Annotated in this window: 10 protein-coding genes; 1 reads left to right on the top strand and 9 read right to left on the bottom strand. The window is 30.1% G+C overall.

Annotation, left to right across the window (positions count from 1 at the left end; translation table 11 throughout):
* Positions 1-97: 97 nt before the first annotated feature.
* The 7 genes from QMG30_RS20280 to QMG30_RS20250 all read right to left on the bottom strand — a co-directional run bounded on the left by QMG30_RS20280 (position 98) and on the right by QMG30_RS20250 (position 7470).
* A complete protein-coding gene (locus QMG30_RS20280; protein ID WP_281818656.1) occupies positions 98-1075 on the bottom strand; it encodes an SIS domain-containing protein in 978 nt (325 codons plus the stop codon).
* Between the two features lie 139 nt (positions 1076-1214).
* Entirely contained in the window at positions 1215-2072 is an 858-nt protein-coding gene (locus tag QMG30_RS20275; protein ID WP_281818654.1) for a carbohydrate ABC transporter permease, read from the bottom strand.
* Positions 2073-2082: 10 nt separating this feature from the next.
* On the bottom strand, positions 2083-2961 hold the full coding sequence (locus QMG30_RS20270; protein ID WP_281818653.1) for a carbohydrate ABC transporter permease: 879 nt from the start codon (positions 2959-2961) through the stop codon (positions 2083-2085).
* 66 nt (positions 2962-3027) lie between these two features.
* Positions 3028-4335: an ABC transporter substrate-binding protein gene (locus tag QMG30_RS20265; RefSeq protein ID WP_281818652.1), complete on the bottom strand. Its 1308-nt coding sequence runs from the start codon at positions 4333-4335 to the stop codon at positions 3028-3030.
* 143 nt (positions 4336-4478) lie between these two features.
* Positions 4479-5375, bottom strand: coding sequence for a PfkB family carbohydrate kinase (locus tag QMG30_RS20260; protein ID WP_281818651.1), 897 nt, complete (start codon positions 5373-5375; stop codon positions 4479-4481).
* Positions 5376-5849: 474 nt separating this feature from the next.
* Positions 5850-6569, bottom strand: a complete 720-nt coding sequence (locus tag QMG30_RS20255; protein ID WP_281818650.1) for a GntR family transcriptional regulator — start codon at positions 6567-6569, stop codon at positions 5850-5852.
* A 91-nt stretch (positions 6570-6660) separates the two neighbouring features.
* A complete protein-coding gene (locus QMG30_RS20250) occupies positions 6661-7470 on the bottom strand; it encodes a histidinol-phosphatase HisJ family protein (protein WP_281818647.1) in 810 nt (269 codons plus the stop codon).
* Between the two features lie 215 nt (positions 7471-7685).
* On the opposite strand from QMG30_RS20250, the gene QMG30_RS20245 reads away from it, so the two are divergent.
* The gene (locus QMG30_RS20245; RefSeq protein ID WP_281818646.1) at positions 7686-8678 is read left to right on the top strand and encodes an SIS domain-containing protein; all 993 of its coding nucleotides are present in this window, start codon (positions 7686-7688) and stop codon (positions 8676-8678) included.
* Between the two features lie 174 nt (positions 8679-8852).
* Here QMG30_RS20245 and QMG30_RS20240 read toward each other — a convergent pair whose 3' ends face one another.
* Both QMG30_RS20240 and QMG30_RS20235 read right to left on the bottom strand, forming a co-directional pair.
* Entirely contained in the window at positions 8853-10046 is a 1194-nt protein-coding gene (locus QMG30_RS20240; protein WP_281818643.1) for an MFS transporter, read from the bottom strand.
* Positions 10047-10342: 296 nt separating this feature from the next.
* On the bottom strand, positions 10343-11743 hold the full coding sequence (locus QMG30_RS20235; RefSeq protein WP_281818641.1) for a radical SAM/SPASM domain-containing protein: 1401 nt from the start codon (positions 11741-11743) through the stop codon (positions 10343-10345).
* Positions 11744-11753 lie beyond the last annotated feature (10 nt).

Genomic DNA, 11753 nt, shown 5'->3' with positions numbered 1-11753 from the left:
AGTGGAAAAGTTAAGTTATTAATAATACCATATCAGCATATCAAATCAAAAATGTATACTAACTAATCAAAATCTTTAATTTATTTAAACCAAAGAATTAATATTCCATTCTCCACATATATCTTCTTACAGTTAATGGATGTCCTCTATGATCGGCAAGAGCATCTGCATATCCTCTAAGAACTACTCCTGTGACTATTGATGCAAAATAACCTTTTAGATCTTCATCAATATCCTTCATATCAAAATCTGCTGCATCTATCAATACGATTTTATTTGTATATTTTTTACAGAAAGAATAAGCTCTTTCATCAAGGTATCTTGACTTATCGATACCCTTAATAATGATAAAAGGTACATCTGCATCAGTGATTTCAAATGGTCCATGGAAATATTCACCTGAATGGATAGCATTAGAATTAATCCACTGCATTTCCATCAACAAACATATAGCAAATGAATATGCTGGTCCATAATTTCCTCCACTTGCCATAGTATATATGACTTTCTCTCTTTTATAATTCGCACCGAACTCAATAGCCTTGGATGAATATTTTTCAATATTAGCTTTAAAGATTCCATCCATTTTATCAATACATCTACAAGCTCTCTCATACTTTTCATTAGGCTGGATTGCATTAAGAATTTTGAATATTAGACAATGTAGAATAGTGTGATTATGATTAGTCATATCTGGTTCATCCAACCAATCATAGTGAATAGGATATTCTGTAGTTTCCCATAGTGGTGAGCCTATATTATGTGATAAGGAAATTGTCAAAGCCCCTTTTTCCTTAGCTAATCTAGTAGCCTCAACTGTCTCCGGAGTTTTACCTCGCATAGAACATGTTATTACTACAGAATCTGTTCCTAATGCTTTTGGAATTCTGTGAACAAATTCATTAGCTGTATATACTGTAGCTGGTATCTCACATTCACAATCCAATATGTATCTAGCTGGCATCATCAAAGCCATAGAACCTCCACAAGCAACAAAATAAAAATGATTGATGTTTTTCTTCACTTGTACTGCCTTTGTAGCTGTGTTAATTTGTTCCATATGTTCTCTCTTCATGATTAATTACTCTCCTTTATATTTTTTATTATTATTTTATAAATTATATACATTTAATATATAACATTATATAACGTTATGTTTTTGAGTAGATTATTCTTTATTTTATGCTTGTACATGAAATAAAGAATTATCATAACTAACCTTTAACCGATCCTGCTGTCAGACCTCTAATGAATTGCTTTTGCATTGATAAGAAAATCAGTATCATAGGTATTGATGCAATAACAATTCCAGCTAACATAACTGTATAATTAGCTTTCATATCTCCTTGAAATGTCATTAATCCTATAGGTATTGTCATTATCTCTTTACTCTCAAGAAAAACGTTAGCAAATAGGAATTCATTCCATACAAAATTAAGATTAACAATTGCACAAGAAGCAAAAACAGGTTTACTTATAGGTACAATAATCTTGTAAAATATCTGAAAACTGTTATATCCATCTATGTAAGCTGCTTCCTCTAGTTCTTTTGGTATTGTAATGAAATATGCTCTCATCAAAAATACTGTAAACGGTATACGAAATGCTATATATGGTAGAATCACAGCAAAATACGTATTATATAAATTCATTGCCTGTAACATCTTGTAAAGAGGCACTAAAGCAACTTGTTCCGATAGAGCCATTCCGCCAAGAATTATAAAGAAGATAATGTTACCTCCTTTTACATGAAATCTTGTAAGTCCATAAGCTAATAATGCACTGATTGTAATGATTAATATCAATGAAGCCGAACTTACTATAAGTGAATTCTTAAAATAAGAAAATAATCCTTTTCCCCATGCTTCAGCATAATTGCTGAACAGCCATTTACTAGGTAATGCTAATGAATTATTGAAAAGTTCATTATTGCTTTTCAATGAGTTTATCAGTAACCATATTAATGGGAGAAAAATACTTATTACCAAGATAATAAAGAATATGTTCAATAAAACAGATAATATTTTATTCTTTTTTGTATTATTTATCTGTACGCTCTCGTTAGCTAACATGGCTACCCTCCTATACTTTACCTGATTTAGTTACAACTATCTGTATGATTGAAATAGTAACGGTTATTATGAAAATCAATACTCCTGTTGCCGCTGCCAGACCCATTTTGTCATGTAGGAATGCGTTCTGATATAGATATACTCCCAGAACCTGAGAACTGTTGCCAGGACCTCCACTAGTTGTTGAGTATACTTCTGTAAATAGTTTAAACGCACCAATGATAGTAATTATTGAACATACCAATAATTGTTCTTTTACAAGGGGAATCATTATATTAACAGCTCTTCTGAATGGTCCTGCCCCATCAATAGCAGCTGCTTCCAAATAATCTCTCGGTATATTTTGTATAGCAACAACCATAAGCAGAGTTATATATCCTGTAAACTGCCATTGACTCATAGCAATAATACAGTAAATAGCTGTTTTAGAATTTCCCAACCACGACTGAGTTAAATTCTCTAATCCCATTGCACGCAGTGCAGAATTAAGAAGTCCGACATCTGGTGAATAGATAAATGTAAATAATAGACCAACTGCAGTTAAAGAGATCAGTGCTGGTAAAAAATATATATTTCTATAAACATTCCTTAATCTTCCTGTTAGTTTACTTTCCAATAGTAATGCAATTACAGTACCAAAGCCTACTTGTACAATTAATGAAATAACTGCATACATAATATTATTTTTCATCATTATTGGGAAAGTATCATTTGTAAATAGTTTTATATAATTATCAAAACCTGCAAATACTTTTGTTGAAGAATACGATGATAAGTGAAAAAAACTATAAATGAAGTTACATATAACTGGTATATAAACAAAGAATAGAACCATGAATAATCCCGGTATTATATAATAGTAAGGAACTAGTTTTTTCCTTTTCATCATAATATCCACCACCTTTCTGATAAGAAAGGTGCACCTATGAAGATAATAGAGCACCTAACATTTTAATTATTCAACTTCTGTACTGGATGTATTTCTAGCTTCCTCTGCTACCTTTTGAATCTTTTCCATGACTTCTTCTGGAGTTATATCCCCATTAGTAAGATCAGAAATTGATGTCAAATATTCATTGGCAATAGTTGAATACAATGAAGCATCAAACCATCCAGACATTGTCTTAGCGCTTTTTATTACTTCATAAGCCTCAAGCAATTTCTGGTCTTCAAGTCCTTCTACAATTCCAATTCCTGCATTGAACCATCCAACCTCTTGGACTTCTTTTTTACCCACTTCAGGTCCTGTAAAGTATTTTAGAAATTCTATACTTTCTTCTGGATATTTAGTATTAGCAGAAACAACAAAACCTTCTGGTGAACCAGTTAATAATGTTGGGTCTCCTTCCCCTTCAATAAGTGGGAAACTAAACATTCCATAATTCAAGTCTGGATTTTCCTCAGCTAGATATGTAATTTCAACTAATTCTGCAAAAAACATAGCAGCTTTTTCTTGAGCGAAATTATTACGAGCCATATCATGTGGTAAACCATTTACAGAATCATTAAAATATGGAATTAATTGCTGATAATACTCCAATGCCTTTAAATAATTAGGATCAGTAAATTCTCCTGTCGCAGGTTCTAGGTCTTTTAATCTGGTATCATTATCGACTAACATCTGATTAAGACTTCCTATGTAGTGAGATGATGGCCATTGATCTTGGTTACCGTATGATATAGGTGTGATGTCCTTAGCTTCTAAAGCCTCACATACTTCAATAAACTTGTCCCAAGTTTTTGGAATTTCCAAGTTGTTCTCCTTAAAAATATCAATGTTATAGAACATCATCTTAGCATCTAATCTAAATGGTATTCCATATAGGATATCACCACTTCTGTACTCATTGACTTGTGATTCAAGAAGTGAATTCTTCCACTCCTGATCATTATTAAAAGATTCTGTAAGATCCATGATCAATCCTTCTCTTAAAAAACGTTCTGAAAATTCTCCTGACCAACTGAAAAAGACATCTGGACAATCTTTACTTCCTACTACTACTTTTATTTTTTCCTTATACGGCTGATTCTGAGCACTCGATACAACTATATCAATATCAGGATGATCTGCTTCATATTCTGCTACTATTTTTTCAATAAATGAATTGAAAGGTTCATCAGGAAATCTGTGAAATAATTTGATTACTTTTTTTTCTTTATCTTCCCCATTACTTACATCATTGGATTTACTACATGCTGTTAACGAAAACAACATAACAACTATTAGTAACACTCCAAAAATTCTACCTAATCTTCTTCTCATATTATTGTCCTCCCATAATAGTAATAATAAAGTTTTGGATACATCTAAAAACTAAATATATAATTTATCTAAATTCTCTTTTAAGTAGAAAACCCTTCATTGATAAAAGAGAAATAGCATTCATTATATCTTAATTGAAGCTTTTATTTCCTATAACTCTTACCAAAACCAAATGCCCCATCACAGCTACAAATACTAGATGAAAAAATTGCTGCTCTATATAGATTAGCTCTAACTATTAAATCTTTATATTCTTCTATTTTCGTAATACCCTTATTTCCTGATTCATCAGAAAAATCAACTGCGTATTTCATATCATTGATATAGCCAGTCAAGAAAGCTGTAATAAATGAATCACCTGCTCCCATTGTATCAACTGCATCAACTAAACAAGGAGACTGTTCATAGAACTTACCATCTACTAATAGTAATGCTCCTCTTGATCCTCTAGTTGCAATAACTATATGTTTACAACCATATGAAATGATATTTTTCATCAATTGAGTGATATCTTCATCTTTCATCTCACTACATGAAATACTTGCACAGTCGAGATACTTACAGCATCGTTCTAGATAATCTTCAGTATAACGATTAGAAAAATCCATAGAAATGAACTTACCGTATTTTCTTACATCAACTAAGTCATTTTCTATAAAACTGAAACAGCTTGTATGTACAATATCAAAATCATTAATATAAGAAAAATCTATTTTACTAAGACCTAATGGATGCTTTGCAGATACACCACCTTTGTTAGAACCTACAAATACTCTGTCACCCTCCACTAATTTTACCTCTGAATACCCATTTTCCCCCTGAAAAAATCTACAATGATTCATTTCTATACCTAATGATTTTGAAGTCTGATATACATGTTTCCCTGCCTCATCATCACCAAATACACCAAGATAAGAAGCTTTTATACCAAGTATATTTGCATAAACTGCGAAATTCAAAGCATTGCCTCCAGGATACATTGTTTTTGTATTAATGTATCTATCTACAACATTATCTCCCAATCCAAGCACTAGTAGCATATTGATGCCCCCTTAAAAGTATTATGTTTTATCTATACATTTATTATATTACGTTATAATACCAATTGCAACAAAAAAAATAATATATTGTATAATTTGTTGGTTTTATATATTATTTTGTAGATTTTTTATACATATTATACAAAAAATATTATGGTTAACTTTTAGTATTTATTGTGCATTAATTAATACGCAATATTATTATTTTACAACTAATATAATTAATCACTTAACAAGTTATTATTAAATACTTATATATATAATATTATTAATTAGTCTAATATATAATTAGAATAATATACAATTTATCTTTCAATTAATTATATTAATTTTTTATGTATTAAAATGTATCATAACGTTTATGGAAATATGGATTAATAATCACTTTAAGCATTTAGTTGAATAGATATGTAAAAATAAGATAAATGATATCCATATAATAATAAAAACTGATTCACATTAGCAAATCAGCAATTATATTATCATTTTGAATTTTTTAGGATTGACTACTTGTCTACTATTATGTATAGGATTTCCCATTTTATCATAACAGACACATCTGAGTAATAGCAATGGAGTATTACTTTCTATATTTAATAACTGGGCTTCTTCGTCGGTTGCATAACATACATCTAATTCTGTCCTACCTTCCAATGGGACGGTCTCATGTTTATTCAATAACTTATAAAGGGAACCCTCTAAATTATCAGTCAAGAGAAATGAATATTCTGTTGAAAAACGAGTATCTTCTACCATAACAGGTTCATCGTCACAATAACGTATACGTTTAATTGATAAAACATTAGCGACACTGTCATCCAAGCCTAATTCTCTTTTATCTCTATCAGTAGCATTAATTAATCCTGCAAACAATAAAGTAGCAGATGGTACTTTCCCTAATATTTCACAAGACATACTAAATCCCATAAATTTATTCATATTTCTTACGAGTTTGACTTCCGCTACAAAAGTTCCTACTCCTTGTTGTTTAACTAGGTAACCTTCTTCTACCAACTCACCAATAGCTTTTCTTACAGTGATTCTACTAACCTGATATTTTTCACTCAGTTCAATTTCCGTAAGTATCTGATCCCCTGGTTTCAAAATATTATTAGTAATATCATCCTTGATAGCTTCAATTAATTGTCGGTATAAGGGCACACTCGAATTTTTATCAAGTGGTGTTCTATCCATGGCTTTCTCCTTTTTATTATATATTCTTTACCTCTTCATTGTTAGTATATCATAATCCATAAAAAAAACAAAGACATGTTATAACAATTCATTACAACTGTATACGTTTACTTTCTCTATTATCAAAAGTATAGATACTATCAAATCCTGCTGCCTTAATTATATCATAAGCTTTTTCAAAATCTCTTCCGATATCTTGAATATTGTGAGAATCTGAACCTAGAGTAATAATTTCACCGCCTGCAGCTCTATATAGTTTTAATATTTCTAAAGAAGGCATTGGCTCATTCAATCCTTGTCTCAAACCAGAAGTATTTATTTCTATACCTTTATTCTTATCAATCAATCTTTTGAATATTTGAGATAATTCATCTTTATATTTAGCTAAATTAACTTTTATATTATTTTTCGAAGCATATCTCTTAATCAAATCCAAATGTGCAAGGCAATCAAAATCTTCATTGTCAGCCAACTCATATACTTCTTCTAAATATCTTTTACTATAAATGTCTATTATACTATGATTATAATTGATCTGACTAAGATCCAGATTCCTTATTTTATGTACGGAGGCAAGCACAAAATCAAATTTGTATGATTCCAATATCCTGTTTGCTTTCTCGTGTTGTAAATGCTGCTGTCCTAATTCAATAGCTTTTTTGATTATTATTCTATCACTGAATTTGTCTTTACACTTATTGATAGCTATAAAATATTCATCCAAATATGCTTCATTGAATCTATAGCTAGCTACTCCATCTATGTAAAATTCATAATGATCTGTAATTGCGATTTCCTTGAATCCTTTGTCTATAGCTGATCTGCACATATCTTCCATAGATGAATTCCCATCAGGTGAAATACTGCTATGCATATGATAATCTTGATAAATTCTTTTCATAATCATGAATAACTCCTTCTAGATAAAATTATAATTTTTATCCTATTGTCAATTCTGTTATTAATATTTATCAACCCATAAATTATATCACATTATGTCGACTAAAGCTAAATGGTGACATATAGTAAATAATTATATCTTGATTGTATTATAACATTATGATACAATATACTATGTTACAATACAAGTCTATTTATCATAAGGAGGTAATCTTAGTGTTTAATTTCAATGAAAAAGAATTTTTGCAAACAGAACAAAGTGGTTTAGATATCATCAAAGACGTAGAAACTACGGTGGATAAAATATGTAATGAAGGCTATAGCAATATATTCTTTGTTGGTATAGGAGGTACAATTGCTTATGCAAAACAAACTGAAAGTATTGTAAAATCTCACTCCACATTAAATCTTCATGTTGAAAATGCTGCAAATCTAGTTGCTTTAGGAAATTTTCATCTTAACAAAAACAGTATAGTTGTTATCGAATCAAAATCAGGTGATACAAAAGAAATCGTAGAGGCTGTAGATTATGTACATAAAATTGGAGCAAAAGTACTTGGATACATTGGAAACGAAAATTCAATATTATCTGAGAAAGTAGATTATGTTATTAATGGCAATAGCGGACCTTATTATTTTTGGTTTAGTACATCACTTAGGTTTATGTATAATAATGGCGAATATACTGAATATGCAGATTTTATCGAGAACATACAGAACCTTCCTGCTATACTTTGTCAAGTGCAGAAAGATGCAGATAAGAAGTGTGAAATCTATGCAGAAAAATATAAAGATGCTCCAATACAATATTTCATTGGTTCTGGTAATCTAGAGGGATGGGCTTATTGTTATGCTATGTGCATATTAGAAGAAATGCAATGGATGCGTACTAAATTCGTATCTGGTTCCAACTTCTTCCATGGAACACTGGAGGTTATTGATAGAGATACTAGCGTAATACTTTTTAAAGGTGAAGATAACTCACGTGTTATAATGGACCGTGTTGATGATTTCGTTCAAAAAATCAGTGCCAATGTTACTGTTTTTGATACTAAAGATTACTCTTTTGATAATATAGATGAAAAATATAGAGAATTAATATCTCCTTTTATCATGAGAGCGATCTGCCAGAGAATCTCTGTTCATCTTGAGCATAAGAGAAGACATCCTCTCGCTATTAGAAGATATTACAGGTGTTTGGATTATTAAAATCCGAATCATAGGATTAGTATTGTTGGTAAAATAATATGATACTAGTTATTTATAATTTAAGTACAAACCCAATTCAACTATACATCTGAATTGGGTTTTATCATAAAATTCTATGTAATATAGATATTGAAAATTACTTTCTTTAGTACCAAACATTTTTGAGTTTATATTCTATACAACATCTATTTGTTTTTTCCCTCTTACATATAACAATACAGAAACCAAAGTTACTATACTTGCCAAAAGATAAACATACGGTATGTCCATAAACTGAACTAACATTCCTGATAAATATACACCAAGAGATCTTAGCATTATTACCACAAATCTTATGATAATGAATGTTTGTCCAAGAAATTTCTCTTCTATTTCAGTCTGAATTGAGGTCCTGAATCCAAGGGGACAAAAAGATGCCGCTAATCCAACAAGTATTGACCCTACCATAATCGTCAAAACAATTGTCGAATATCCAATCAATAGATAGCTGACACATGAAATTATAAGTCCCGTTGTAACCAATAACTTAGTTTGTATTTTCCTATTTTTCTTAAGTACCAGAAAAGAACCTATAAACATCCCTACGCCTTCCGCCATAGTCACATAACCATAGAATTCTTCAGCCAGTCCAATCTTTTCTGTAATGACAAAAATCAATAGAGTGGATGATAATCCGATACCTAACATAAAAAAGCTCCATGAAACTAGAGTTTTCTGTATAAATGTATTATGACTTATTTCTTTAATTCCCAATTTAACAGTTTTAATTAAATTCTTTCTACCCGTTGGTCGAAAAGTAGAGTCTTCTCTATATTTAATAAAGAGATATATAAATGAAATTATCAAAAAAGTAAAAGCATTAATAATAACAATTCCCGCAAAACCCGTTTTACCGACTATTAAAGTAACTAAAACAGGGCTGACCATTATGGAAATAGAATCTAGAAGTGAAAGACTCGAATTAACTTTCAACAAATATTCTTTATCAAATAAACTTGGTATAAGTGTATGATTAAGAGTTCTAGCAAAATCATCTAAAACACCTAAGATAAAAGTGATCAGATAAATAAAATAAATCGACTGGTTAAAAAGTAACAAAAGTAGAATAAAAAATCTACATATATTAATACATATAATGACTTTCTTCCTGTCAAAAGAATCAATAATCAATCCACTGACAAATAGATAAACCACAGATGGTAATAATTGAGACAATAAAAAACCACCTATTACCATGGGAGAGTTAGTCAATTTATATAAATAAATAAGTACACCTATATCAAAAATATAATCTCCGAACGACGAAATTACAGTGGATATCATAATCAAAACTAAATCTTTTTTCTCTCTATAATTAGAATTTCCCATAATTTCTCTCCTTAAAGCTATTAATAGATAATAGGATTAAAATAAAATTTAATCCTATTATACAGATTCTAGTACTCTTTATAATGTTGAGAATCAATTATTTCTGTAAAGATATCTTTCTTCTCTCCCCATTTAGCGCTTGCTAATAACATTTTTTCACCTCCCTTGAATTCTTATATTTGAAATAATTTCATTAATAAAATATAATCTCTCATTAACATCAAATAATATGTATGTGTCAATGAAAAATAATATCATGAAATTGTTTCATTTAAATTTAGAAGAACTATTCAATCTTAGCATATATCAACATATGTACCTGTCTTTTCAATGACTTTTCTATATTTTTCTTCTCCTAATTCAGGGAACTCAGTAACAAGCCAAAAAATCTTCTCCATAGCTTTCTTCCATTCTTTACATTCTGGATAAGGTGCTGTAATATCATGCTGAGTCCGTAATGTTTCTCCTCTGCATCTACCACCGCAATAATATTTCATATCACAATTCATGCATTTTTCATTTAATTGATCAATACGTAGATTAAGGAAGAAGTCTCTCACTCTAGACTGTTCAAATTGTTCAATATAATCTTCATCAAATAGATTACATATCTTATGTTCTTCATCAAATATGTTTAGACATGGATAAACATCTCCTGTAGGAGAAATCATCACTGTTATTACTCCTGCACCACAAGCAATCATTCTATGTGAGAATTTGGTTGCCATCACAAGTCCCATGAATGAAGTATCATCAAGATCGTCCATAAAACTAGGATCTTTATATATAAGTTTAATGATTTCATCTAAATACCTATTTACTGAAACCGCCTTCAAGTTATTTACTGCTCGTCCAAGATTCATCAATGGAACCATCCTTATTTTTTTGACTCCTAATGATCTACAAAGATTAATATAATCTTCAATCAAATGGATATTGCCACTGTGATAAACCATGTTGGTCTGTGTATCCACATCATATTTTTTTAATAACTTTATCTTATTGATTGTTCTATCATATGTATTCTTCCCTCTTATGGCTTCATGGGATTCCTTGTTAGGACCATCAAGAGAAACTTGAACATTAATATTATATTTCTTTGAAATCTCTGCGAAATGCTCGTCTATTAGCAAACCATTTGTTGATAACCCTATCTGAAAATCCAATTCATTCGCATATTTTATCAACTCAATAAACTTATCTCCTAGAAGAGGCTCTCCGCCTAGGAATGATAATTTTTTCTGTCCTTTATCCATTATAGCTCCAACACGATCAAGAGCTAATTTAGCTTGATCTATGTTCATACTAGGTAAATCTTTACTCTCATAATCAGCTACAGAACAATGTTTACATCTTAAATTACAATTCATAGTCTGTAGAAAAGTTATTTTATTAGGTTTTTTAGGTAATTGAGTGACTTTTCTTGGTTTCTTAGAAGTATAGATAACTTGACTTTCGATTAGTGGTTTCATGAATTCCTGAACCATATTCTGAATTTGTTCATTAAAATCCTTAAATACTATTCTTGATATTTCTTCAACTGTTTTTTTACCATCAATATTTTTAAGAAAATCTAATCCTTGATACGTGGTTGCAATCCAAAAAGGTATATCAGGAAAGATAATGATATAGTTACTGTTTTTTTCAGAAAAAATACTATACCTTGCTACCTTAATCTTAGCTGTATTATTCAACATGGTAGATTAT

Origin of the sequence: Vallitalea longa, from assembly GCF_027923465.1 — a bacterium.
GTDB lineage: Bacteria > Bacillota > Clostridia > Lachnospirales > Vallitaleaceae > Vallitalea > Vallitalea longa.
The sequence above is the reverse complement of the archived record's forward strand: the minus strand, read 5'-3'. Positions and strand labels throughout refer to the sequence as shown.

Bases quoted from the DNA above. Each gene is read 5' to 3' on its own strand.
- QMG30_RS20265 (WP_281818652.1), bottom strand. From the start codon at position 4,335: ATGAGAAGAAGATTAGGTAGAATTTTTGGAGTGTTACTAATAGTTGTT.
- QMG30_RS20250 (WP_281818647.1), bottom strand. From the start codon at position 7,470: ATGAAAAGAATTTATCAAGATTATCATATGCATAGCAGTATTTCACCT.
- QMG30_RS20260 (WP_281818651.1), bottom strand. From the start codon at position 5,375: ATGCTACTAGTGCTTGGATTGGGAGATAATGTTGTAGATAGATACATT.
- QMG30_RS20255 (WP_281818650.1), bottom strand. From the start codon at position 6,569: ATGGATAGAACACCACTTGATAAAAATTCGAGTGTGCCCTTATACCGA.
- QMG30_RS20240 (WP_281818643.1), bottom strand. From the start codon at position 10,046: ATGGGAAATTCTAATTATAGAGAGAAAAAAGATTTAGTTTTGATTATG.
- QMG30_RS20270 (WP_281818653.1), bottom strand. From the start codon at position 2,961: ATGATGAAAAGGAAAAAACTAGTTCCTTACTATTATATAATACCGGGA.
- QMG30_RS20235 (WP_281818641.1), bottom strand. From the start codon at position 11,743: ATGTTGAATAATACAGCTAAGATTAAGGTAGCAAGGTATAGTATTTTT.
- QMG30_RS20280 (WP_281818656.1), bottom strand. From the start codon at position 1,075: ATGAAGAGAGAACATATGGAACAAATTAACACAGCTACAAAGGCAGTA.
- QMG30_RS20275 (WP_281818654.1), bottom strand. From the start codon at position 2,072: ATGTTAGCTAACGAGAGCGTACAGATAAATAATACAAAAAAGAATAAA.